Source organism: Paraburkholderia sp. BL23I1N1, assembly GCF_003610295.1.
In the GTDB taxonomy this organism is placed as follows: Bacteria; Pseudomonadota; Gammaproteobacteria; order Burkholderiales; family Burkholderiaceae; genus Paraburkholderia.
In genome coordinates this window covers 2,347,856-2,372,400 of the sequence record NZ_RAPV01000001.1, presented here as the reverse complement: position 1 = coordinate 2,372,400, position 24,545 = coordinate 2,347,856, and the positions used below count along the sequence as shown (strand labels likewise).

Genomic DNA, 24,545 nt, shown 5'->3' with positions numbered 1-24,545 from the left:
TGCCGTTTGGCCTTGCGTCACCGCACGCTTTTCGCTTCAGGACCGTATAAAAAAGCCGCCGGGCAGCGCTTGCCCGGCGGCTTACTTTTTTATTGAGCCGTTACAGCAGCGGCGCCGGTTAACTCCACCGCAAACAACGCGTCCAGCAGGTTCGACCCCGGCCGCCCGGCGAGCCGCGTGAGCGATTCGATCATCTGCACCTGACAATCCTGAAGCGGAATCATTCTGATCCGCCGCGATTCGTTGAATTCGGCGCGCGCGATCACGCCAACTCCCATGCCTTGCGCGACCGCTTCCTCCAGCGCTTCACGTCCGTCCACATACATCGCGGGTTCGACCTGCAAGGACTCACGCACCAATTCGATCTCCAGCAACTGTTGCGTGACCGATTGCGGCTCGCGAAAAATCATCGGCTGCTGCACGAGTTCGGCGTAGCTCAGCTTGCGTTTCTTCGCCACCGGATAGCTTGCCGGCACCATCGCCACCAGCGGATCGCGCCGCAGCACGCGCGACTCGAGCCGGCTGTGCACCTGCGGGGCGGCGGTAATGGCGGCATCGACCGCGCTCGACAGCACGCGCTGCATGCAGTCCGCGGCATTGGCGATCGAGAGCGTCACGACGATCCCCGGATGCAGCTTGCGAAACGCGCCGATCAACGCGACCGCCAGATCGGGCGCATCCGCAACCAGCGAGAGCGAGCCGGACTCGAGCCCGCCCGCGGATTCGAGCAGTTGCCGCGCATCGCGCTCGCAACTGAGCATCTGCCGCGTCACGCTGAAGAGGCGCAGGCCAAGCTCCGTGGTTTCGACGCCGCGCGGGCCGCGCTCAAACAATTTGACGCCGTGGTCCTGCTCCAGCCGCTTCACGTGATCCGACACCGCGGGCTGGGTGAGCGACAGCGCCTGCGCCGCTTTGGAAAACCCGCCATGTTCCGCGACCGCATGAAATGCCCGCAATTGCGCGTATTGCACGTCTGCCTCGTCGAGAAATAAGTTTTTACGATACCTGCATCAATTATATCGATTTTACCGATGGAGGGCCTTTCTGTACTGTGTCACGCATCGAAACAGCGATATCGGAGATTCCGAACATGGACAGCGCGATCGACAGCTCCCCGGCAGGGTCCGCCCTACCTTCAACCGTGACGTGTGCCGCGCCGGCGAAGGGCGAGCCCTATCTGTTGACCCCGGGCCCGCTGACCACGGCGTTCTCGACCAAAGAAGCGATGCTGCGCGACTGGGGCTCGTGGGACGGCGACTTCCGCGCGATGACCGCCCAACTGCGCCGCAGCCTGCTGGAGATTGCCGGCGACACCGCCGGCGAATACGACTGCGTGCCGCTTCAGGGCAGCGGCAGCTATTGCGTCGAAGCGATGCTCGGCAGCCTGATTCCGCGCGACGGCCACGCCCTGGTGCTGGCCAACGGCGCCTACGGCAAGCGCATCGCGACGACCCTCGGTTATCTCGGCCGTGCCTGTACGGTGCTCGATAAGGGCGACTACCTGCCGCCGCGCGGCGCCGAAGTCGAAAGCATGCTGGACGCCGATCCGCGCATCACGCATGTGGTTGCCGTGCATTGCGAAACCAGCTCCGGGATTCTCAATCCGATCGAAGAAATCGCCGCCGCCACCGCAAAAAAAGGTCGCAAGCTGCTGATCGACTCGATGAGCGCATTCGGTGCGGTGCCGCTCGACGTGAATCGGATTGCGTGCGAGGCCTTCGTGTCGTCGGCGAACAAATGCATCGAGGGCGTGCCCGGTTTCGGTTTCGTGATCGCCCGCAAGCGCGCGTTGCAGGAGGCCAAGGGCCGCAGCCACTCGCTCTCCCTCGACGTGTACGACCAGTGGGATGTGATGAACCGTACGGGTCAATGGCGCTTCACGCCGCCGACGCACACGGTCGCCGCGTTTATCGAGGCATTGCGTCTGCACAAGCTCGAAGGCGGCAAGGCCGGACGTCTCGCGCGTTATGCGAACAATCGCGACGTGCTGGTCGCGGGCATGCATGAACTTGGCTTCGAGCCGCTGCTCAATGCACGTTGGCGCTCGCCGATCATCGTCACGTTTTTTCGCGCCGGCGCATCCGTCGTTCAAGTTCGAGCGCTTCTATGAATTGATGAAGGAGCAGGGTTTCATCATCTATCCGGGCAAGCTGACGGTGGTGGACAGCTTCCGTATCGGCTGCATCGGTCAGGTGGATGAGCACGTGATGCGGCGTGTGGTGCAGGCCTGCGCGCAGTCGTTGCAGGCGATGGGCGTCGACCAGGCCGCGCCGCCTGCGCTGGCGATAGAAGAACGCAAGACCTTGGCCGAAGCGGCGTAATCAGAGTACCCCGCGCGGCACGTTGCGCGAGCTTTAAACCTTCTGGGAATCGAAGTAAATGAAACACGTTAAAGCAGTGATTTTCGACTGGGCCGGTACCGTGGTCGATTATGGTTCGCTGGCGCCGATGGGCGCGTTTGTCGAGACGTTCGAGGAGTTCGGCGTCGCGATCACGATCGACGAAGCGCGCGGCCCGATGGGGATGGCCAAGCGCCCGCATATCGCGGCGCTGATGGCGTTGCCGCGCGTGTCGCAAGCCTGGGCCGACAAGTATGGCCGCATGCCGGGCGAAGCGGACATCGACGCGGTGTATGACGTCTTCGTGCCGAAGAACATTGCGGTGGCAGCGAGCTACAGCTCGGTGATTCCGGGCGTGGGGGAAGTGGCAAGCGCGCTGCGCAGCGACGACATCAGGATCGGCACGACCACCGGCTATACGCGCGAGATCATGGCCGAGATCGTGCCGGGCGCGGCGGCCCAGGGGTTTTCGCCGGATAGCATTGTGTGTACCGGTGACACGCCGGAAGGACGTCCGTCGCCCTACATGATCTACAAGACGTTGCCGGAACTGGGTGTATGGCGCGCGAAGGATGCGATCAAGGTTGACGACACCGAGGTCGGCATCGAGGAAGGGATCAATGGCGGCACGTGGGCGGTGGGTGTCGCCGTGAGCGGGAATGCTTTTGGCATGGCCGAAGACGACGTCAAGGCGTTGGCGCCGGATGAATTTGCATGGCGGCGCAAGGTGGCGATTCAGAAGTTAAAGGCCGCCGGGGCGCATTATGTGATCGATAGCGTGGCTGACCTGATGCCTGTCGTGCGTGAGATCGATGCGCGATTGGCGCGAGGCGAGCGGCCTTGAGTTGATCGGGGTGATATCGACCGGCTTGAAGGGCCGTTGCTAGTTGCGTGAAAAGCCAGAAAAGCGGGTCGAGTAGGGCTGCTGGCAGGGCTACTCATATGGGTACACTCACATCAGCAGCCCCACCGTCACATCAGTAGAGAAACAACTTCCTTCACGCGATCTTCTGCACGGGCACGTCATCCCAAATCGATGCGCCCGTCGCTTCTGTCACAAGCGCGTCGTTCAACACGGCGCGAAGCTGCGCCGTGTGGTCCGCGCCCGCGTCGAGCATGACCAGATCGCCGTCAAACGCCGCGTCGATCGACAACCGCCCATCGAGCACCGCCCGCAACGTCGTCTCCGACGTCACGAATACGATGTCACGGTCGGCCTGATCGTTCGACGTCACATCGGGCGCCTCGGGCGTGATGTCCGAATCGAAGCCGTTCCCGGTGGCGTGGAAAAATCCCCACGTACCGATTTCGATCAGCAGAACATAGAAATCCGGCAGCGCCAGCAACTCGCTGACCGGCTTCGATGCTTCGAGCCGGGCGGTCAGGACCTGCAATGCGTCGACAGCGGCAACGCGCATCTTCGCGTTGCTCAAGGCCCCATCCAGCAGGCTCTCCGGCAGCGTGCCCACGTCGATGGCGTTGCGTGTCGCCACCGCCACCGAGAGGGCCAGCGGATGATCGACGTTGAATTCGAGCTTCAGTTCGCAGATGGCGCACATCGTCTTGTCCGTCCTGTAGTCAGATACTGCATGGGGTTCAGGGCGTGACGATGTTGAACCAGAAGTCGAAGTTGTCGAGCCACGACACGAATTCGCCAAGCTTCTTCGTATCGCCCGTCAGTTTCGCCTTGCCGCTCATGACGAGTTTCTCCATCGAGGAATTACCCATCATGACGTCGTTCAGATCCGAGCGCGTCATGGTGACGGTAGCATCCGCGGTATTCGACGTGCGGTCCTTCGAATAGTGAAGCGCGGAATTCTCGACGCCGACCACGTAGTTTTCCTTCGTGTCGGTCATGACGAAGTTGAACGAGATGCTCTTGCCGGCCGCCCGTTCGGCGTTCAGACGCACGCCCTGATAGTCGAGGAACATTTCGAGCGGCATCGCCTTGATCGTGTCGGGGCTTTGCGAACTGCCGAACGGCACCTTGTGCACGCCGTTGCGCAATTCCATCGCGCCGGTCAGATAGAAGTTGCGCCAGCTCGACGCTTCCGACTGGTAGCCCATCTGCTCGTAGGCATCGGCGAGCATGTGTTTGGCGGCCACGTTCTGCGGGTCGGCGAACACGACGTGGTTCACCACTTCGGCGACCCAACGATAGTCGCCCTTGTCGTAATACGCTTGTGCCTTGTGCAGCACAGCGGCCGAGCCACCCATGAACTCGACATAACGCTTGCCGTTCTCGACCGGTGGCAAGCGGTGCAGATTCGCCGGCACACCGTCGAAGAAACCGAGCCGCAAGTTGTATTGCGCCACGAGGTCATGAAACACCGTGCCGTAATAACTGCGGCAATACCATTGCTTGGCCAGCGAATCGGGCAGGCGCAGCGAGTCCGCAATTTCCAGCGGCGTGTAGCCCGTGTTGGCGAGCCGCATGGTCTGGTCGTGAAGGTAGCGGTACATGTCGCGCTGGACTTTCAGGAACGCGATGATCCGCTCGTTGCCCCAGGTCGGCCAGTAGTGCGACGCGAACAGGACCTGCATGTCGCTGCCGAACATGTCGATGGCGGCCTGCAGATACTTCGACCACAACAACGCGTCACGCACCTTGGCGCCGCGCAGCGTGTAGATGTTGTGCAGCGTATGGGTCGCGTCTTCGGCCGCGCAGAACGCCTTGTACTTCGGAATGTAGAATATGAATTCCGACGGCGCTTCGGATTCCGGCGCCATGATGACGACCATCTCGACACCGTCCATCACCAGCTTTTGTCCGGTTGAGGTGGCGAAGTCGGTTGGCACGAGCAGCGTGATCGCGCCGATCGACGTGGTCTTGCCGAGCCCTGCATCCACCACGCCGGCGGGGCCGCGCGGCAGCAGATTGCCGTACATGTAGGCGGCGCGGCGGCTCATGGCATTGCCGGCAATCACGTTTTCGCCCACCGCGGCTTCGGTGAAACCGGCCGGTGCGTAGATCTTGACCTTGCCTGCTTTCAGATCGGCTTCGTCGACAATGCCGCGGATGCCACCGTAGTGATCGGCGTGACTATGCGTGTAGATAACGTGCGTGATCGGCTTGTCGCCAAGGTGCGGAACAACGAGTTGTTTCCACACTACGCTGGATACGTCGGCGGTCATCAGCGGATCGATCACGATCCAGCCGGTGTCGCCGCGGATGATGCTCATGACTGAAAGATCGTAGCCGCGCACCTGCCAGATGCCGTCGACCACTTCGAGCAGACCGTGATTCATATTCAGCTTGGCGTTACGCCACAAGCTGGGGTTCACGGAATCGGGTGAGTTATTTTCCGGGCCGCCCTTAACAAAGGCGAACTGCCCGAGGTCCCAGGCTGCGCCGCCCTTTGAACTGGGGATCACGCCCTCAGGCAAGGTGGCGATCAGGCCGCGGCTTGCGTCCTGAAAATCTTGCGTGTCGTTAAAAGCTAGCTGATTAGCATAAACGGCGTTGGCCTCTTTGGTGGCCTTGGTGGGGGGGCCTGAATCCGATGCCGCTGGCGGTCGGGCCGCCTGCGGTTTGTGCCAGTGCGTCTCCGGCGACAGTGCCGATCCCACTTGCGATACCTACTGAAACAATACCCTTCAAAAATCCTCGGTGTTTTGATGCGGAAGACTGATTATTCTCGTCGGACATAGACCTACCTCCATGTTTCCCTGACGTCCCGTCGGCGCATGGCCTAAGGGGCTTTTACTTTCCGCGAGCGATTGTTCGCGCGACAATCCTAGTCAAAGTGACGAGGGCACGCAATGACCTTGTGAAATTTTTACCTGAACGCGATATGAAGGTTTGGATAGGCGAGCGAGACCGTGACGTTTCCATCGAGCACGGCGTATTCATTGAGCATTAACGCGAGGATGCGCGGCGCGTAATTCAGCGCAGCACGCGAATCAGATTTCAGATGCCGAGGCCTGCGCCGTTGCGCGCGACGATGCAGCCGTTGGCCATTACCAACTTGCGTTGCGGCCGTGCGACGATTGCGTGGGCGAGCGTGTCCGCATCGAGCAGGACGAGATCGGCACGCGCGCCAGGATGCAAGCCGTAGTCGGTGAATCCGCAGCCTTGAGCAGCGGTGGTGCTGACACACTCGAACGCAATCGCGAGATCGTCGTCGCGGCGCAGGCCGTAGCGCATGCCGATCAGCATGGCGCGTTCGAGCATGTCGGGCGAGCCATACGGCGTCCACGTATCGCGCACGCCGTCGTTGCCGCCGAACAGCGTCACGCCGCTTTCGATGCAGACCTTGAGCGGCGGCACCGGTGTCGAAGGTGGGGCAGTCGTCAGGAGTGCCACACGAAGGTCGGCAAGCCGCGCGAGCAAGGCATCGCGTTCGCGCTCCGGCAACGCGCCGAGACAGAACGCGTGACTGACCACCACATGCCCTTGCATGCCGAGTGCGGCGACACGGTCGAGCAGCAGACCGAGCGTGAACGCGCCGATTTCACCGGGTTCGTGAAGATGAATGTCGATCGGTTTGTGATGGCGGTTTGCGATGTCGAAGGTCAGGTTCAGCGACGCAACCGGATCGCCGTCGATCAACGCGGGATCGAGCGCGCCGAGCACGTCTGCGCCTTCGCTCAGCGCGCGATCGAGCAGCGCGTCCGTGCCGGGACGGCCGAGCAGGCCCGACTGCGGGAACGCGACGATCTGCATATCGAGCACATCGCGCAAACGCTCGCGCGTGGCGCGTACGCCTTCCAGATGACGCAGGCCCGCGTCGGTATCGATATCGACGTGGGTGCGCAGACGCGTCGTGCCGGCCTGCATGAACGCGCGGGCCAGCGCAAGCGATTGTGCGCCCGCGTCATGGCCGCTTTCCGCGCGCCAGCGCCGTTCGTTTTCAATGCGATCTGTCAGTTTCGGGCCGACCTCATTGCGATACCAGTCCATGCCCCAGGTGGTTTTGTCGAGGTGCGTATGGCCTTCGACGAATCCCGGCAGCAGCAGCGCACCCGCGCCGTCTTCGTGCGCGACACCGGGCGCACGCGGCAGGTCCGGGCCGATTGCCGCGATGCGGCCGTCGGCGATCGATACGTCGACGCGTGTACCGTCCGGCTGCCGGACGTCGGTAATGAGCAAAGCATTCGTCACGGAATGATGGGCTGTCGATGTCATAAGAGCGTTTGGATGTGGTGCGAGAAATCCGGGTTGCGCTGGTGCGGGTTGCTCATGGCGTTGCCGCTATCAGCTTCAGCCCCGCGGGCAGCGATTCGCCGAACACGCGGCCTTCGTCGGCGTCGTCGAGCTCCACGGTCTCGTTGACCATGGTTATCCACGCACGCGGCGCATTGGCCGCTTCGAGCCGGCGCACCACCGTCTGGCGCAACGCTTCGGGCAGATCGCGCGAGCGGTCGCCGGTCATGCGGGCGATCTGCACGGCCGCGAACGCCGCGGGGTCGACCTTCTTCCAGTCGAGCGCGAGGACGGCGCTCAGCCATTGTGCCGCGATGTCCGGCGGCACGACACTATGCGCGCTGCCATAGAACGGCCTACGCGCACCGATGCGGCCGACCGCCCACCAGCTCTGATGGTTTTCGGCGGGCTTCTTCAGCCGCGTGAGCACCGACTCGCCGAGCTCGATCTTGCGTTCGACCGGAACGCGTTCGAGCGAAGCGCTCAGCCGGACCATGTCGGTGAAGCCGGTTTTCGACACGTCGAACGGCAGCTTGTGGCGCGATTGCGCGGCCGTTTGCAGATAGGCCATGGCGTCGAGCACGCGCAGTTGCGCGCTTTCGTCGAGGCCACCCGCCGCCCGGCGCCAGAGCGTCCACCATTCCGACCAGACCTGGCTTTCGTTGACGTACTGGATGCCGTCGTCGAAGAGCGACCAGAGTTGTTCGACACGCCATCCGTCGAGCGGATAGCCGAAGCCCGGCCGCACGCAATAGCCGGCCAGATTCAGCCACGAGCGCTCGTGGTCCGCCGAGCGCCGCCGGCGACGCGCGCGTTCCCACAGCGCACCGAACAGTTCTCGCAGCAGCGCGCTGTTCCAACCGTCGCGTGGTCCGAGCAGATGTTCGAGTTGCGAGCGCAGGCGTTTGATTTCCTTGGGATCGACTTTTTGCACGCGTGAGCCGAAGCATCGGTCGATATGGTCGATCGCTTCATCGAGGGCGGGGTGCCGGGCTTGTGCCGGATCCGCGGACAGGTTCACCTGAGCATCTGCGCGGCGCAACTGGAATTCGAGCAGCCAGCGCTGGGCCGGATTGTCGAGTTCGATGCAGTGCACGTCCAGCGTGCCGACTTCCGTGATGGAAGTGGCGATCTGTACCGCGGTTTCGCCGCGCGACGGACTCGCGCCGCGCGCTTGCACGATCGTCGCGATCGGTGGCAGCCGGACGAAGTCGCCTTGTGCAAGATCGATCAGTTCGCCGGGTTGATAGATCGTGTCCGCGCTTGAAGAGGCCAGGTGAAAGCGCACGGGGTGGCCGAGGCGCAGCGCGAACGTACGGTCTTCGATCCTGATCTCGTGGCCTTCTTCGGTGCCGCGCGGCAGCAGGCAGATGCCGCGTTGCGCCGGCTCGGCGCCGCGCTCGCCGGCATCGGTTTCGTCCAGCACGAGAAAATAACTGCGTGCGGAGCCGCCACCGATTTTCGGCGCCTGGCCCGCGCGGGCAAGAGCATAAGCGACCGCGCCGCGCGCCACGGCGACGTCGGGATTGTCGTTGTGCAGAACGTTGAGCGGCGCGCCCCGCCATGTGCCCAAGGTGCTGGCCAGGCGCCGCGTGAGCGACTCGGCGCGAAACACGCCGCCGTTCAGCAGCAGCGTGTCGGGTATGGGCAGAGGTTCGTTACCTTCGACGGACTCTGAAGCTTGCTCAGGCGAACCCAGCGCCTTACGCGACTGCGCCGCGAAGCGGCTCAGAAACGCCGCGATATGACGCGTGACGGCGGCATCGGTGGCATAGGGCAGGCCGAACTCGACGATCGCGCCACGCGGCCTTCCGGGCCGTTCGTGCGATGCCACCGCGGGAAAGAATCCGTCGACGATGATCTGCTCGACTTCCTCGCGCGTGACCTGCGCCGTGCGCGCGCCGCCGATCAGCTTCGAGCCGGCGCCGAGCAGCGTGATCGAAGCGGACTCCGGCGCGTGCGGGCCGAGCAATTGTTCTTTCGCGCCGCGGCAACGCTCGACCAGTTGCGACAGACTCGCCGCCGACAAACGCGTGCGTTCGTTGCCTGCTTGAGGCAAGCGCGCTTCGACGCGATGCGCGAGCGCGAGATCCATGTTGTCGCCGCCGAGCATCAGATGGTTGCCCACGCCGATCCGTGTGAGCACAGGCTCTCCGTCGCGCATGCCGACTTCGATCAGCGTGAGGTCGGTGGTGCCGCCGCCCACGTCGCAGATCAGCACGAGCCGTGCGTCCGACAGTTCGGTTGCGAGGCGCTCGCGATGATGAAACAGCCAGTCGTAGAACGCGGCTTGCGGCTCTTCCAGCAGCCTTAACGTGGGCAGGCCCGCCATACGCGCCGCTTCCACGGTCAGCGCTCGCGCGCCTTCGTCGAAAGAAGCAGGCACCGTCAGCACGACGTCCTGCGCTTCGAGTGGCGCGTCCGGAAAGCGCTGATTCCAGGCCGCCCGCACGTGCGCCAGATAGCTCGCGCTGGCTTCGACCGGCGAGACCTTGCGGACATCGTCCGCGGCGCCCCACGGCAGGATCGGCGCGACCCGGTCCACCGACGCGTGCGACAGCCAGCTCTTCGCGCTCGTTACGAGCCGCCCGGGCACCTGGCCGCCGAGCGCGCGAGCGAGCCGGCCGATCACAACAGCCTGATTCGCTTCGCCAGCGTTCGAACTATCTTCTGCACGCCAGGGCAACTGCAAATCGCCCGCACTCAGCTCGCCAGGCGCCGCGTGGTACCGCACCGAAGGCAGGAGCGGCCGCGTGGCGACTTCGCCGAGACTCACCAGCTGATCGATCTCGAACACGCGAATGTCCTGCGAGCCCGTCGCGGCGTAAGCCAGCACCGTGTTACTGGTGCCGAGATCAATGCCGACGCTGTAGCGCTTCATCTCGGTCATGCATTGGCGCCGCCGCGCACGTCGAACTCGACCTTCCAACGCTCGTCGGTACCGCGCGGCACGGCTTCGAGTTCGAGCGTGCCGGCTTCCGTCACGCGCGCGTGCAGCTTCACGGGCACGACTTCACCGGCAGTGCGGCCGGCGGACGGCAGTGTCGCCTGAATTTCTTCGAGTTCCTGAAGTTCTTCCGGACCCCAGAAATCGAGCAGTGTGCCGACCTGATCCTGACGGCGCACCGACGATCCAAAGAAGCGGAAGTGCACCGGCTCGCCGACGACCAGCCCGAACTCCTGCGCCGGCAGTTCGGTGTCCGTACCTTCTTCCATGCCGAACGGCGCGACGCACAGCGCCTGAATCGGTGGTTCGAGACCGGGCACGGCGGGCATCGCCGATTCGATCGCGATGTAGTACGCGCGTGCCGTGCCGCCGCGAATGCGCACGCCCTGGCCGCGCCGCACATAGCCGTAATAGGCCGCGCCGCGGGCGACAGCGAGATCGAGATCGGCGCCTTCGAGCAGGCGCGCTGGCCGTGCGCCTTCGGCGGCGAGCCAGCTATTAAGTGTGCCCATGATCCGCTCGACCAGCAGCGGCGACTTGAACACGCCGCCGTTGAAAAGCACGGCGGTGGGATGCAGGAAGCTCGCGCCTTCCGCGGTGGCGATATCGCGCAAGCCTTCGAGTTCGGCGAGCGCGCCCACCTGACGGCCAAGGAAGGCCGCCAGATGCCGCGTGATGCCCGCGTCCTGTGCATACGGCAGGCCGAGTTGCGTCAGACCGGCACGCGCGCGGCTCACTGGCCGCGCCGCACTCTCCACCTGCGGGAAGAAGCCTTCGAGAATCGTCTGGGTCAACTCCGCGCGCGTGAGCTCGGTGCGGATCGATCCGCCGATCAGTTTCGACCCGCGGCTCGGCACGACGAGCGGCACGGTATCGGTCGACGGATCGCTGAGCAGCGTTTCCTTCGCCGAGCGGCAGGCATAGGTGAGCGCGCGCAATTGCCACGCGTCGGCCTGGGTGCCTTGTGCCGCAAGCTTGCGTGCGACCCCGTGAGCGAGTGCGAGATCCATGTTGTCGCCGCCCAGCAGAATGTGTTCGCCGACCGCGACGCGATGCAGTTCGAGGTTACCTTCGCGTTCGATCACGGCGATCAGCGAGAGGTCGGTCGTCCCGCCGCCCACGTCGACCACGAGAATGATGTCGCCGACCTTGACCTGCTTGCGCCACTGGCCGCCGCTCTTCTGAATCCAGCTATACAGCGCGGCTTGCGGTTCTTCGAGCAGCGTCATGCGGCCGTAACCGGCGGCCTCGGCGGCTTCGGCGGTCAACTCGCGCGCGGCCGGATCGAACGATGCGGGGATCGTCACCGTAATGTCCTGCTGGCTGAACGGCGCGTCCGGATGCGCGTGGTCCCACGCTTCGCGCAGATGCGTCAGATAGCGCACCGAGCTTTCGAGCGGCGAAACGCGCGCGACTTCAGGCGGCGCGTCGTTCGGCAGAATCGCCGCGCGACGGTCGACACCCGGATGGCACAGCCAGCTCTTGGCGCTCGACACGAGCCGGATCGGTGTGGCTGCGCCGCGGCTGCGGGCAAACTCGCCGACCGCGAATTCGCGCTGGCCGGTCCACGGCAGGTACAGGTCGCCCGAGGCGAGTTCGTCCGGATGCGGCAGGTAGAGGAATGAGGGCAACAGATCGAGGTTGTCGATCGCGCCGGGGCCCGTGAGTTGCGCGACCGGCAACACGCCCTGGGCGGTTTTTTCACCGTCGCTGGCGGTGGTGTCCACGTAGGACAGCGCGCAGTGCGTCGTGCCCAGGTCGATACCGATCGAATAGCGAGATTCGCGTGCGTCGCTCATAGCTCCACCTCGGCCGGTGCGATCACGCGGGCGTTGTGGCTGCCCGTCAGCTTCGGCAGACGCACTTCGTCGACACGCCAGCCGCGGTGACTGATGCTGCCGTTAAACGGCGCCTTGCCGACCACATTGCCGGTCAGGCGAACCGAGGTGGCGTCGAAACCTTCGGCGAGCGTCACGCGGCTGCCTTCTGCTTCGTCGCGCACCGGACGGATCGTGAAATGCTCGCGCAACGTCGCGCGGCAGCCGTCGTGCACGAGGCGCGCGGCGGCGCCGATGTCGGCGTCGCTATAACCCTTGATGTCTTCTTCGACGAAATCGATGAAGCGCGCGTCGCGTTGCAGCAGGCCGAGCAACTGGAGCGCGGCGTCCGGGCTCGCTTCCTTCAGCGTGGGTGCGGGCTGGGGTGCGGGAGCCGGTGCGGCGGCAGGCGCGGGCTTGGGCGCAGCAGCAGGTGTAGCGCTCGCGGCGGCGGCACCATTGCGCAGACGCAATACCCCGGCGGCGAATTCGCCATCGCCGAGGATGCTGAAAAACGTGCTGACGGCAAGTGAAATCCTGCCGAGGAATGAGGGGTTCGAATCGGTCATGAATGCTCCTGAGGGGCTCTGTTAAAGGACGAGCTGTCCTGGCTGCGCCGCACGCGACGGGCCCGGCATGCCGGATTGGCTTGCCGGGCCCGTCGCAATGAGTGATGGCAAGGATCGGCGGCGGGCAAGCCGCCGACGTCTGATTTATCCGGTTTCGTAGCGCGTTCCGCGTGTGCAAAACCCGTATTTTGCCTTGTCGCGCGCCCTAAGCGGGCAAAGCCGGCGATTCTAGCTGTCAACGGGGGGAGATTGGCGGGCGGTGGAGGGCGCCTGGCGGGGCAGACCCGGCGGTGCATTTCAAGCCGTGTGCGGCCCGAATTCGGCTACCACCTGATCAATAAACGCGCGCAATTTCGGAGTAACGCGGCTTGCCAGGAACACCAGATGCATGGGGCGCACAGGCGCCTGGTAGCCGTTCAGCAGGCGCACCAGCCGGCCCGCGGCGATCTCGTCTTTTACGGCCTCTTGCGGCGCGAGTATCACGCCGCCGCCATTGAGGGCAGCGGCCAGCAGCGCTTTCACGTCGTTGGCCTGAAAGCGGCCTGAGATCGGCACCACGTGTTCGCCTTGTGCATCGGTGAAACGCCATTCGGTCGGAACCGGCACGCTCGTATAGACGAAGCTCAGACACTCGTGCTCCGCCAGCGCTTGTGGTGTGGGCGGCTCGCCGCGCTCGGCCAGGTAGCCGGGCGACGCACAGGCGATCAGCCGGTACGGCATCAACGGACGCGCGATCAACGACGAATCCGACAGCGGGCCGAGACGGATCGCGGCTTCATATCCTTCGTCGATCAGATCGACAAAGCGGTCGGTCAGCGTCAATTCGACCCGCACCTCGGGATGAGCCTTCAGATAGCGCGTGATCATCGGCACGAGACAGCAGGTGCCGAAGGTCACCGGCGCGTTGATGCGCAGACGCCCGCGCGGCGAGGCCGACAGCTCCTGCGCGACCGATTCGGCTGCCTCGGCATCCGCCAGTAGCGTCTTGCAGCGCTCATAGAAAATCTGGCCGATCTCCGTGAGGCTCTGGCGGCGCGTGGTGCGATTGAGCAAACGCGCGCCGACGCGCTCCTCCAGCGTGCTGACATGCTTGCCGGCCATCTGCGAGGAGATGCCGAAGGCGAGCGCGGCCGCGGCGAACGAGCCGCTGTCGGCTGTTTTCACGAACACGGCCATGCTGGTCAAACGGTCCATTATTCCCCACCTATGGTTTCGACAGTCGTCAAATTATGCACATTTATCTTAAGGAGGTTTTGAATCATAGTGTTTCTCACCGCAGCGCATGCTCAACTGCGCAATCCTCAGATAGACATGGAGTGTGAAACATGAAGATAGGCATTCTCGGCGCCGGCTTTATCGGCCGCGCAATGGCGACACTCGCGAGAAACGGCGGTCACGAAGTCATGATCAGTAATTCCCGTGATCCGCGGACTTTGACCAGCACGGCCTCGGCGATCGGCTGCGCGCTTGGCACGGCAGAAGAGGCAGCGAAGTTCGGCGACGTGGTGGTGGTGGCCGTGCCGTTCATGAACATCGATGCGCTGCCGGTTGCGGCGCTCGACGGCAAAATCGTGATCGACACGGGCAACTACTATCCCGAACGCGACGGCCAGATTGCAGCGCTCGACAGTCGTTCGACGACCACCAGTCAGATGCTGGCCGCCGCGTTACCGGGCGCCAAGGTGGTGAAAGCCTTCAACGCAATTCTGGCGAAAGACCTGGAAACGGACGGCAAGCCGGCCGGTACCCCGAACCGTCGGGCGCTGCCGTTCGCCGGCGACGACGGGCAGGCCAAACATGTCGTGAGCGGGTTTCTCGATCAGTTGGGCTTCGATCCAGTCGACGCTGGGACGCTCGCCGAAAGTTGGCGCTTCGAGCGTGCGAAGCCGGTCTACTGCGTTGCGCTGGATCGTGCGGGTATGGTCGAAGGATTGGCTGCGGCAAAGTGGGACGTGGAGTTACCGCATGGGTCGTGGCGGAGGTAAGCGGAGCGTCGCGGCGACAGAATGAGACCGCCGCGACGTGTTCCAAAATTTAATTCGATATGCGACTATGCCGACCATGGAACCCCGTAACGTACTGTTCAAATCTCATCACCACGGTCGCAAGTTGTTGCGCCGTGGTTCGTTACGTCCATAGCAGGGAATCGGAACTTCACTGATCCCGTTTCATGCTTAAACGACCAAGGCGCCCAGGGCGCCTTTTTTTATTGCTTACACACAGGAGACCAGACATGACCATGATTCGTGGAACCCGTTTTATCGTCGGCAACGAAGCCGCACAGATTCGCGCTCTCGAAAACCGTTTCCGGAGCTACCTTCATTGAAGCCGGGGCGGAGGAGGCCATTGTTCCCGCGCTGTGGGGACAAGACACCTTCATACAGAAAGCCGGTGGCAGTGAGGTCATCGGGCAGATGTGGGCTTTCCCTGACAAGAAAGGCAGACCCTGTTGTCTGATCCCGGAAGCGACGGCGCTCTTCCAGGAGCGGTGCAAGGAACTGTTGGGACAGCAGACGGAACGCATGTTGTTTTACGTTGCGCGGTGCTATCGGTATGAGCGGCCCCAGGCGGGCCGTTACCGCGAATTCTCGCAACTCGGCTTCGAATATCTATGCCCGGATCCGCAACGCGCCAACTTGCGCAGCCAGGAAATTGTGACGGGGTTTCTGGGTTCGTTCGGACTGCGTTACGAACTCGACAGCACGGCTCGGCGCGGTCTTAGCTATTACCTGAACGGCCTGGGCTTCGAGATGCGCTGCACCGAACTGGGGGCGCAACAGCAGATTGTCGGCGGCGGTGCTTATCGGGAAGGCGCGGGTTTCGGCATCGGGGCAGAAAGATTGCTGCTTGCGATGGCGGCTCAGGGCGTCGTGTAGGGAGTTAGCTATTCGCCAGTTGGCCGCCGCGCGGCGCCGGCTGCGGGCAGGGTCGCGGCCGGCCTCGGGGGCGCGCGACGCCCCCGTCTTCGCTTCTGGCTAGCCTGCACCTTCAAGCAGAAAAATCAGTCGATGCCGACAACGCCTTCCAGGTTTCGGTTTCCTGCGTAACGTAGGCATTCTTTTCAGCAATGGCCTTCAGCGTGTCGGTGCCAAGCGCCAGCCGCAGCGGCGGTGTTTGTGCGTCGACCAGTTCGACCATGGCTGCCGCGAGCTTCTCAGGGTTGCCTGGCTGGTTGTGGTTCAGGCTGGTAGCGAGCCGGCGAACATTTCCCGACGTCTCGTCATAGTCTGCGATCACGTCGCGGGCAACAACAAGCGATGACGCGTCCAGGAAGTCCGTACGGAAGTATCCAGGCTCCACGACCGTTGCGTGAATACCGAGCGGCTTCAGTTCGGCGTGCAATGCCTCGGTCAGTCCTTCGACGGCGAACTTGGTCGAACAATAGGCGCCGAACCCGGCGGCGGACCGGTAACCACCGATCGACGAAAAATTGACGACGTGGCCCGTCCGCTGCGCGCGCATCACCGGCAGAACGGCGCGTGTGATATTCAGCAAGCCGAATACGTTCGTGTCGTACATGCGACGCACGTCGGCATCGCTGGACTCTTCGATAGCGCCAAGCAGACCGAATCCCCCGTTGTTGACCAGAACGTCGATACGGCCAAAATGGTCAACTGCGGCTTGAACCGCAGCCTTCGCCTGGGCTTCGTTTGTCACGTCCAGTGCCACGGGGAGGAGTGCTGGCGAGTGACCGAAGCGCTCGACGATCGCTGCGACATTGCGGCCGGTGGCAACGACCGCATTACCGTCGGCCAGAGCTGCCTGAGCGATCAGGGCGCCGAGGCCGCGCGACGCGCCGGTGATGAACCAGACGCGCTTGAAGCCATTGTTTGTGTGGTTGACCATGATGTTTCTCCTACGATTCGAGTGAAAGTGAATGAATCATAGGGGGAGGGATTGGCACAAACTAGCCACAGCCTGGTAGACTGATAATCAACTTTTATTTGCTAATCCGAGTGGCCATGAACGAAGTTCGAGCGATCACGATATTCGTCCGGGCCGCGGCGCTGGGAAGCCTTCGCAAGGCGGCCGTGGATCAGGGCATCTCGCCGCAGGCTGCGAGCCACGCGGTGATGCAGTTGGAAAAGGAGCTGGGGGTTCGGCTTTTCCATCGAACCACACGCAAGCTGAGCCTGACTGAGGAGGGGCAGGGTCTTCTGGACAGCGTGAGACCGGCGTTGGCCGTCCTGTCGTCGGCACTCGACGATGCGCGGCGTTCGAAAGACGAGATTGCGGGGCCATTGCGGGTAAGCGGGCCACGAGCCGTTGGCTATACCGTGCTGTGGCCATATTTTCTGGAATTCGCCGAATTGCACCCAAATGTGCAACTGGATGTGCAGTTCGACGACCACTTCACCGACCTTGTCAGCGATCGCGCCGACGTAGGCTTTCGTGGTGGCTCTCCGCCGTCGGGCGGAACGATCGCGCGACAACTCCTGCCGATACAACTGATCGTTTGCGCATCGCCGGCCTATATCGAGCGGCACGGCGCGCCGCGGACCATTGATGAGCTCGAAGAGCACCGCTGCACCGGCTATCGGCGGGCAAATACCGGCAAACAGGCGCCGTGGGAGTTCCTGATAGGTGACGAGATCGTCTATCGCGACATCGCGACGACCTTGTGCGTCAATGACACGGAAGCGGAGACTCAAGCCGTGCTGGCTGGACTCGCAATCGGGCAACTCGGGAGCTTTTCGGCGACCTTGCCGATCAGGCGTGGCGAACTCGTTCCGCTGCTCGTGAAGCATGTCACCCAGCGTGAAGCCGTCTACATTTACTATCGCCATCGAACCGAGCAGCCGCTGCGGGTGAGGACATTCATCGACTTTATGGTCGCGCGTCTCGCGGGAAACAAGAGTTTCTTTCTTGAGCCATCCGAGCTTCGTGCCGCACGCTGAGCGCGTTTGATCCGATGAGTTGTTAGACGCCTGAACGTTTCTGAACGCTTATGTCTTTGGTAACGTGGATTTGCCGCCCCGTTTGCGCGGCTTCGGCTCGACACCCACACGCGGATCACGTGCGAGCACGAGCGCCGTCGTTCTTTCCACGGTGGTTTCAAATGCGGGATCGTCTTGCGGCACATACAGCCATTTTCCGAGCACCGGATGCGGCCGCAACGCGGGTATTTCATCAATGAGCGCGGCATGGCGTTCTTGCGATGTGCACACCAGCAAGCCATTCCATGGCTTGTCGCGATCGGCGGCAATCAGGCACAACAGGCCGTCGATATAGGCGGCGTCGCTGCCGAACATCCGCTTGTGGATATAGGTCGAATCGCGCTCGAACGCATCGAAGATCCAGACGAGCGAGTTGCGGATAGAAGAGGGCATTGACGCGAAGTCCGTGGCGATAAAAGCGAAGATGAGCTTACACAAATTCGCCGGCCTTGGCAGCCGGTGTCGAGGTCACTCTGGCATGTTGTAGCGCAGACTATTGGAATGGGAGCGCCGCCACGCCTTAGGTTGCGCGGTTCCTGCCGACATGGAACTCACGCAGATTGCCGAACGATTCATTCGGCGGAATGTGACTAGGGTGGTCGATGCGGGAAGCTCTGCCACTCGACCACAGTCACGAGTCACGGCTACGATCCGTCAGGTCTGAGCCTGATGGTTCTCGAGACCGCATCCCATAGCGCAACGGCTTCGCCGGTGGTGAGAGACGCCTTGTCGAGTTTCACAAGCTGCCTCTGGATCTCGACCTGCCCTCCGGTGGTCAGATCCAGCGACAGGTACGGTGTCGACGGTCCACTCGTGGTCTCGTTAATGAAGAATGAAAATGAGTTGCCGCGGCCGCCTCCCGGTCTCCGGTCTCCGGCCTTCGACTAGCCATTCCTCGGACTTCAACCCAGGCAACTCCACAGTCCCCTTCCGGATAAGCTCGCCGTCCGCCGCCTTGAGTGCCGCACGTAGCTCCGTGCTATTAGCACGCTGCAAAAGGGTCGTGGTCTCACGAAGATCAGGTGTCATCCCAATGTCGAAAGTCGCGTCTTCCATGTGGTGCAGGCGAAATTGCGTATCAACACTCTCGTTGCTCCCCTCCGGTGTCGGCAAGAAGCCGCCCGCGAAGCACACTCCCGGTTCAGTCGGAATCTCGTCTTCAGGACGACCGCGCAGTTTTTCCAGCATGCTGAACACCAGCGCTGTTTTTTCGGGCACTGCATTTTTCACATCGAACTGCTTAACGATAGGGTCGTTGGTCTGATCCGGGTGGGTGTAGTCGTAGGTTTTGATTTTTGGCAGGAACCGGTATCCCCGATCCCACTTGTATCCTTCGAAATACCGTCTGCTTGGATCGTCGTAAACGGTGCCACGATGGATGAAGCTGTAAGTGTTTTCCCCTCGTGCCTGACCGGCCGCATACAGGAACGGGTACGCATCAACGCTCTTCGTTGCTTTCAGGACCGTCTCACGCTGCGCGACTTCCTTCCGGTAGGCTTCCTCCGTCATCGCCTTCGCGCCGATGCTGACGCCCTGTATCTTCGCATGGCCGGATTCCACGGCGTCACCCGGCATGTTGATCAGATAGCGGCCCACGCATCGCGTCTTCAGATTCGCAGTCAGTTCAGTCACGATTTGTTTTTCCTGTTGGCTCAACGGCGCCGGCGTGTGATCGCATGCGGCAACGGTCAATATCAGGCACGTGGCAGTGAGTGTTGCGCGCGCGCCTCTCATGCCTTGTATTCCAGCGCGGTGCCTTTCACGCTCTGCGCGATGCGCGTAATGGCGTGCAGGGTGAAGCGTCGGGTCGCATCCAGCTTGTAGGCCCCCTCGTGATCGACGCCCGCAAATGCCGTACAGGCACGCACATGATTGGCCGGCGCACGACCCGAGCGTAGGGGGACCGTACCATCGCCATTCTCGTCGGCATCCCGCAGGACAAAGTTGGAGAACGTGGCGTTTCCATTGAGAGTTGTCTTGACCAGTTGACCGCCGGTCGCAGGGTCATCGCGGCCTCGTTGTCCGAGCAGGTCGGCCATCGGCGGAACGCCTCCGCGCAGCAACGGCGAGGTCTGCTGCACCCACGTGACGTCGCGGTATGCCGTGTGTTTCGCATCGTCGCCATAGAAGGCATAGGTGTTGGCGTGATACTTGCCGCTGATCCTGGCATGGAACGGTTGAACTTCACCGCGGATCAGGTCTGCAAACGTATTCCAATCCTGATCGATGGTTTTCCTGGCGGGATCGAGTGGATTGAGCAGGAGGTCATCGCACAGGCCCCACCAGGTGCCGCGCACCGTATAGATTTCGCTGTACGGGTCGGATTGCGGCAACGCGACGAACCGCTCGCCATCGCGGATGCGTAGCCAGCCCATGCCGTAATCGCGGCCCGGCAGCAACTGCAAGGGGCCAGGCGCATTGCCGACCACCGCGGTCATGCTGGCGGCAGTCGGACCCAGCGCCAGCCCGGCCAGGCGTTCCGTCCCGGTCTTCATCCGCTTGTAGGTGGCTGCCGCGCCCGTGGCGGGCATCACACCGTGCACAACGCCCAGCACCTTCTCGCGCAGACCCATGACCTCCGAATAGTAGCGGGCCACCAGTCCACCCATCGAGTGGGTGACGAGAATCACCCTGTCGCACCGGTAGTTGAACCGATTACGGTAGTAGGCCGTGATTTCATCGATCCGGGCCGCGAGGCGGGTCGCTGACACGGCATTCGATTGCAGCCAGTTATAGCCGACGGCATGGACTGGAAACTGATATTTATAGGTTAGCGAAACCTCTGCATCGTTCAGCTTCTCGAGACCAGGCGTAACGATACGACACGGACTATCGCGCAGGCCCTTGCGCCCGTAATCGGTTCCGGCGTACACATCGTCCAGCGCATTCTCCAGCCAGACCAGCCACTCGCCATAGCTCATGTACGCCACTTCGCCCCAGCCGCGGCGGCGCAGTTCGGCTTCTGACTGTGCCGTGCCCGATGCAATCCTGCCGCGGCTGTGGACCTGAAGAACCTCCCTGCGTTTGGTTGGACCTCTCCCCATCCAGGGCGCAACATCAGACATGCTGTCGAGAAGCCAAACCGGCTCTCGCGAATCACTACGCTTGGGTTCCAAATTCGTCCCCATGATCCCCGGCACAAAGACCACCGGGATAATACGGTCAGGGACCATGTAGCACACGGCCGTGCTGTCGTCGGGCGGAGACGTGACGGACGAGTAATGGACCGACCCATCGTCGGCAATTACCGGTTTGATGACGCGTTCTTTTGTAGTCAATGCAGGAGACTCCCAGGTGCTTGCGACCTTTATCGAGAAGACGATGCACAGTGCTCGTGAAGCGTCAGCAGAATACCAGGCTCGACCTGAACCGTATCTCATAAACCAAGCGTTTAACGTACCCCATCGTCAGATCGACTTAACCTCTCCGCCGTCCATCCTCAACGTCGAGCCCGTCATCCGGTGCGCCGCGGGCGACACGATGAACGCCATCAGTTCGGCAATCTCCTCGGGCGTGCCATACCGGGCGATCCCCGCTTCGAGAGGAAAGCGCGCCGTCGCCTCTTCGACCGTCATGTCGTGCAGCGACGCCCAATGTTCCAGATAGGATTGCCGCCGACCGGTCATCACCGGGCCGGGCAGCACGCTGTTGACCTGTACGCCGTCTGTAATCCCACGATCCGAGAAGGCCTTCGCCAGCGCCACAATCGCCGCGTTGATCGTGCCCACGGCCCCGGACGAGGCTTTCGGAAACAGCGCCGAGTTGCCGGACATCAGCACCACCGACCCTGACGTTTTCTTCAACGACGGCCATGCCGCGATCGTCAATCGCCGCGCGCCGTGCAGCTTCAGCGCGAAGCCGCGGTCCCGTTGATCGTCGCTCATGTCGAACACGTCAATCTGCGGCACCGCGCCCGCGATGTTGAGCAAGGCATCGATCTGCCCAAACGTCGACAGGGTCTGGTCGACCACTTGCTGCGCGGCCGCCGGGTGAGACAGATCGAGGTCGATTGGAAGCGGTTCGGCGCCGGCTTTTTTTACTTCGTCAGCGGTCCGCGCGAGGTTCTCGCGATTGCGCGCAACGAGCACGACCGATGCAAAATCTCGCGCCAACCTGATGGCGGTGGAGCGGCCAATACCCTGGCTCGCACCTGTCACGATGGCTACCTTGCTGGACATGTCCTTCCTCCTTGATTCGTGGATGGGCCGCCCGAACCGCGATTCGGTAGACGGCCGCCATGCTGTGTTTGCCTATCAGCGAACCAGAAATCCCGAGATAGCCGCGGCGATCTCGGCCGCATGCGTTTCCAGCGCAAAATGGCCGGTGTCGAAAAACCGCACCTCGGCATTCGGTATATCGCGCTTGAATGCCTCGGCGCCCGGCGGCAGGAAAAACGGATCGTTCTTCCCCCAAACGGCAAGGAAGGGCGGCTGGTGACTGCGGAAATACTGCTGGAACGCCGGGTACAACGCGACATTGTTTCGGTAGTCTCCGAACAGATCGAGCTGGATCTCGTCGGCACCTGGCCGGCTCAGATAGAACGCGTCAAGCGAATAACCGTCAGGTGACACGGCCGCCGTGTCCTGTACGCCATGCGTGTACTGCCATGCGGTCGTCTCAAGCGTCAGCATGACGCGAAGCGCCTCGCGATTGGCGTGTGAAGGATCCTGCCAGTAAGCGCGGATCGGATTCCAGCCGCCGCTCAAACCTTCTTCGTACGCGTTGCCGTTCTGCGAGATGATCGCCGCGATCCGCTCGGGGTGCCGGAGCGCAAGCCGAAAGCCGGTCGGCGCGCCGTAGTCGAATACGTACAGGGCAAAGCGATCGAAACCGATCTGCTCGGTGAAGCCTTCGATCACGTCGGCGATGTTGTCGAATGTGTACGCAAAAGCGTCGCGGCTCGGCATGTCCGACTGGCCAAAGCCTGGCAGATCGGGCGCGACGATATGGAAGCGCTCGGCAAGCAGGGGGATCAGGTCTCGAAACATATGGCTCGAGCTCGGAAAGCCGTGCAGGAGTAAAAGTTTCGGCGCATTCGAAGGACCCGCTTCGCGGTAGAACACCTTGACGCCGTTGACGTCGGCATGACGATAGGTAATGGAGGACATGGATTGACTCCCGATGAGGTAGGAAATGACAGCCAGTGAGCGCCTGATGGCATGGCAGGTTTCAGACGTCCAAACGGATATCGCAGACCTAACGATCCGCGACGGCCTGGACCGCTTCAACGACTACATTGGTGACGACGTCAGGCGCTGTAACGATCGGCGTGTGATCGACTTCGTGTGAATGGACGCGCGCGTTCATGCGCTGTGCCATGAAACGCTGCGTCTCGGGATTGATCATCCGGTCCTGCCCGGCGATCAGGAACCAGCTCGGCCGATCCATCCAGAGTGGACGCCCGACCGCCTCGCCAATGCATGAAACCGAAATAGGGCGTTGAACCGCGCTGAGCACCGCCAGTTCCTGCGCGCTCGCGTGCTGTGCGAACGCCGTTGCGAATGCGTCCTCGGGTAGCCAGATCAGTCCATGTCGATCCGGCGACAGCTTGGGTGCCAGCGCATGCGCTTCGCCACGGTAGAACACATCGCTCACGGTTTCGCCTTCCGCTGGCGCAAGGGCGGCGACGTAGACCAGCGCCTTGACGTTGTCGGTGCGCGTCGATCCGATCACCGCGCCGGCGTAGGCATGCCCGGCAACCACCACCGGACCGTCGATGCGTTCCAGCGTTCGATCGAGCGCGGCCACGTCGTCATGCAAACCGCTGAGCGGCAACGGTGCCGCCACTGCGTGAATGCCGTGTGCCTTTAAACGCTCCACGAGCTTGCTCCAGCAGGAGCCATCTGCCCACGCGCCGTGCACAAGCACCACGCTTACGTTGCCAATCGACATTTCTCGCTCCTTTGAAGGAATGGGGGGTCTGCGTGTGTAACCTGATAAAACCGTAAATACAGGTTACAAACTGACAATGTAACTTGTCAAGTGTATTTTTAGTGGTTACGATGTAATCATCGTCAATTCATATTCGTCGTGAGAAATGGACTACCGTCAGATGCCCGCGATCGTGTTGGCCGATGCGCCTGGCCTTGATTTCCTGAATTCGGTCGCGACACCGGTGGAGGAAGAAGTCGACTGGATCGGCGACGGGGAAGGCCTGCTTGCCTGGTTGGACCAGACGGAGCTGGTGCCGCGCGCGATCCTCGAAGCCATGCGGAGCCGTTCTACGGCAGCCGAACTCGACGACATGGCGGCACGCGCGCGCGAACTGCGCGAGTGGTTCAGGGGATTTGTGCGGAAAAGGAAGGGGCGGCCGCTGGCTGCCAAAGACTTGCGCGAGCTCGAACCCTTGAATCAGCTGCTCGAGCAGGATCAGCAGCATGGCGAAATCGTGACGTCCGCTTCGGACGGTGTGACGAGCTTCGAGCTTCGTGCGAATCGGCGCTGGCAGTCGCCGGAGTCGCTACTGATGCCGATAGCCGAGGCGCTCGCGAGGCTGGTGTGTGAAGAAGACTTCACGTACGTGAAAGCGTGCGAAGGCCCCAGGTGCACATTGCTGTTTGCGGATCACACGCGTGGCCATGCGCGCCGGTGGTGCAGCATGGCGCTCTGCGGTAATCGCGCAAAGGTCGCGGCTCACCGCAAGCGGCTCAAGGAGCAGGAGAGTGGAACCGCATAGGAATAACAATCGTCGGCGGCCGTGTGCGCTTGCCGCATTCGCGCTGTATCCGCTGCGTCTGCATCTGCGCTAACGTCGGGTAAACGCGCTGCGCTGCGCTGCGCGGCGTGAGCG

General features: G+C 62.5%; 21 protein-coding genes and 1 pseudogene. 6 read left to right on the top strand and 16 right to left on the bottom strand.

What is annotated here, in order from left to right:
- Positions 1-89: 89 nt before the first annotated feature.
- Positions 90-971: a LysR substrate-binding domain-containing protein gene (locus B0G76_RS11175; RefSeq protein ID WP_120292100.1), complete on the bottom strand. Its 882-nt coding sequence runs from the start codon at positions 969-971 to the stop codon at positions 90-92.
- 119 nt (positions 972-1,090) lie between these two features.
- Here B0G76_RS11175 and B0G76_RS11170 point away from each other — a divergent pair.
- Together B0G76_RS11170 and phnX are read left to right on the top strand one after the other, a co-directional pair.
- Positions 1,091-2,321, top strand: a pseudogene (locus B0G76_RS11170) (2-aminoethylphosphonate--pyruvate transaminase).
- A 58-nt stretch (positions 2,322-2,379) separates the two neighbouring features.
- Complete coding sequence (gene phnX / locus B0G76_RS11165) at positions 2,380-3,183, top strand: phosphonoacetaldehyde hydrolase (RefSeq protein WP_120292098.1); 804 nt, start codon at positions 2,380-2,382, stop codon at positions 3,181-3,183.
- A 154-nt stretch (positions 3,184-3,337) separates the two neighbouring features.
- On the opposite strand, the gene B0G76_RS11160 is transcribed toward phnX, so the two are convergent.
- The 7 genes from B0G76_RS11160 to B0G76_RS11130 all read right to left on the bottom strand — a co-directional run bounded on the left by B0G76_RS11160 (position 3,338) and on the right by B0G76_RS11130 (position 14,012).
- Positions 3,338-3,898: a hypothetical protein gene (locus tag B0G76_RS11160; protein ID WP_120292096.1), complete on the bottom strand. Its 561-nt coding sequence runs from the start codon at positions 3,896-3,898 to the stop codon at positions 3,338-3,340.
- 37 nt (positions 3,899-3,935) lie between these two features.
- Complete coding sequence (locus tag B0G76_RS11155; RefSeq protein WP_259460549.1) at positions 3,936-5,909, bottom strand: alkyl/aryl-sulfatase; 1,974 nt, start codon at positions 5,907-5,909, stop codon at positions 3,936-3,938.
- Positions 5,910-6,249: 340 nt separating this feature from the next.
- Positions 6,250-7,467 carry an amidohydrolase family protein gene (locus B0G76_RS11150; RefSeq protein WP_183082027.1) on the bottom strand — a complete coding sequence of 406 codons (1,218 nt, stop codon included), beginning with the start codon at positions 7,465-7,467 and terminating at the stop codon, positions 6,250-6,252.
- A 52-nt stretch (positions 7,468-7,519) separates the two neighbouring features.
- Positions 7,520-10,375: an Hsp70 family protein gene (locus tag B0G76_RS11145; RefSeq protein ID WP_183082026.1), complete on the bottom strand. Its 2,856-nt coding sequence runs from the start codon at positions 10,373-10,375 to the stop codon at positions 7,520-7,522.
- Positions 10,372-12,231, bottom strand: coding sequence for an Hsp70 family protein (locus B0G76_RS11140; protein ID WP_120292094.1), 1,860 nt, complete (start codon positions 12,229-12,231; stop codon positions 10,372-10,374). Before B0G76_RS11140 ends, B0G76_RS11145 begins: the two co-directional genes overlap by 4 nt.
- A complete protein-coding gene (locus B0G76_RS11135; RefSeq protein WP_120292092.1) occupies positions 12,228-12,818 on the bottom strand; it encodes a DUF2760 domain-containing protein in 591 nt (196 codons plus the stop codon). Before B0G76_RS11135 ends, B0G76_RS11140 begins: the two co-directional genes overlap by 4 nt.
- Positions 12,819-13,115: 297 nt before the next feature.
- Positions 13,116-14,012, bottom strand: a complete 897-nt coding sequence (locus B0G76_RS11130; protein ID WP_120292090.1) for a LysR family transcriptional regulator — start codon at positions 14,010-14,012, stop codon at positions 13,116-13,118.
- A gap of 131 nt (positions 14,013-14,143) precedes the next feature.
- Between B0G76_RS11130 and B0G76_RS11125 the strand changes: the two genes are divergently transcribed.
- Positions 14,144-14,803 carry an NADPH-dependent F420 reductase gene (locus tag B0G76_RS11125; protein ID WP_120292088.1) on the top strand — a complete coding sequence of 220 codons (660 nt, stop codon included), beginning with the start codon at positions 14,144-14,146 and terminating at the stop codon, positions 14,801-14,803.
- Positions 14,804-15,064: 261 nt separating this feature from the next.
- On the top strand, positions 15,065-15,694 hold the full coding sequence (locus B0G76_RS11120; RefSeq protein WP_120292086.1) for an ATP phosphoribosyltransferase regulatory subunit: 630 nt from the start codon (positions 15,065-15,067) through the stop codon (positions 15,692-15,694).
- Positions 15,695-15,806: 112 nt separating this feature from the next.
- On the opposite strand, the gene B0G76_RS11115 is transcribed toward B0G76_RS11120, so the two are convergent.
- Complete coding sequence (locus B0G76_RS11115) at positions 15,807-16,664, bottom strand: oxidoreductase (protein WP_120292084.1); 858 nt, start codon at positions 16,662-16,664, stop codon at positions 15,807-15,809.
- Positions 16,665-16,780: 116 nt separating this feature from the next.
- Here B0G76_RS11115 and B0G76_RS11110 point away from each other — a divergent pair, with 116 nt between their 5' ends.
- Positions 16,781-17,716, top strand: a complete 936-nt coding sequence (locus tag B0G76_RS11110) for a LysR family transcriptional regulator (RefSeq protein ID WP_120292082.1) — start codon at positions 16,781-16,783, stop codon at positions 17,714-17,716.
- A gap of 48 nt (positions 17,717-17,764) precedes the next feature.
- Here the strand turns inward: B0G76_RS11110 and B0G76_RS11105 are convergent, their stop codons facing one another.
- From B0G76_RS11105 to B0G76_RS11080, 7 genes are all read right to left on the bottom strand, one after another.
- Positions 17,765-18,148, bottom strand: a complete 384-nt coding sequence (locus B0G76_RS11105; RefSeq protein ID WP_120292080.1) for a hypothetical protein — start codon at positions 18,146-18,148, stop codon at positions 17,765-17,767.
- Positions 18,149-18,399: 251 nt separating this feature from the next.
- Entirely contained in the window at positions 18,400-18,546 is a 147-nt protein-coding gene (locus tag B0G76_RS44740) for a T6SS immunity protein Tli4 family protein (RefSeq protein WP_409076749.1), read from the bottom strand.
- 31 nt (positions 18,547-18,577) lie between these two features.
- The gene (locus tag B0G76_RS11100; RefSeq protein WP_147394031.1) at positions 18,578-19,387 is read right to left on the bottom strand and encodes a T6SS immunity protein Tli4 family protein; all 810 of its coding nucleotides are present in this window, start codon (positions 19,385-19,387) and stop codon (positions 18,578-18,580) included.
- A 98-nt stretch (positions 19,388-19,485) separates the two neighbouring features.
- Entirely contained in the window at positions 19,486-21,033 is a 1,548-nt protein-coding gene (locus B0G76_RS11095) for a triacylglycerol lipase (protein ID WP_147394030.1), read from the bottom strand.
- A 129-nt stretch (positions 21,034-21,162) separates the two neighbouring features.
- Positions 21,163-21,933: an SDR family oxidoreductase gene (locus tag B0G76_RS11090; protein ID WP_120292074.1), complete on the bottom strand. Its 771-nt coding sequence runs from the start codon at positions 21,931-21,933 to the stop codon at positions 21,163-21,165.
- A gap of 75 nt (positions 21,934-22,008) precedes the next feature.
- Positions 22,009-22,863 carry an alpha/beta fold hydrolase gene (locus tag B0G76_RS11085; protein WP_120292072.1) on the bottom strand — a complete coding sequence of 285 codons (855 nt, stop codon included), beginning with the start codon at positions 22,861-22,863 and terminating at the stop codon, positions 22,009-22,011.
- Positions 22,864-22,951: 88 nt separating this feature from the next.
- Positions 22,952-23,647, bottom strand: coding sequence for an alpha/beta hydrolase (locus tag B0G76_RS11080; protein ID WP_120292070.1), 696 nt, complete (start codon positions 23,645-23,647; stop codon positions 22,952-22,954).
- Between the two features lie 145 nt (positions 23,648-23,792).
- On the opposite strand from B0G76_RS11080, the gene B0G76_RS11075 reads away from it, so the two are divergent.
- Positions 23,793-24,431, top strand: coding sequence for an ABATE domain-containing protein (locus B0G76_RS11075; protein ID WP_120292068.1), 639 nt, complete (start codon positions 23,793-23,795; stop codon positions 24,429-24,431).
- Positions 24,432-24,545 lie beyond the last annotated feature (114 nt).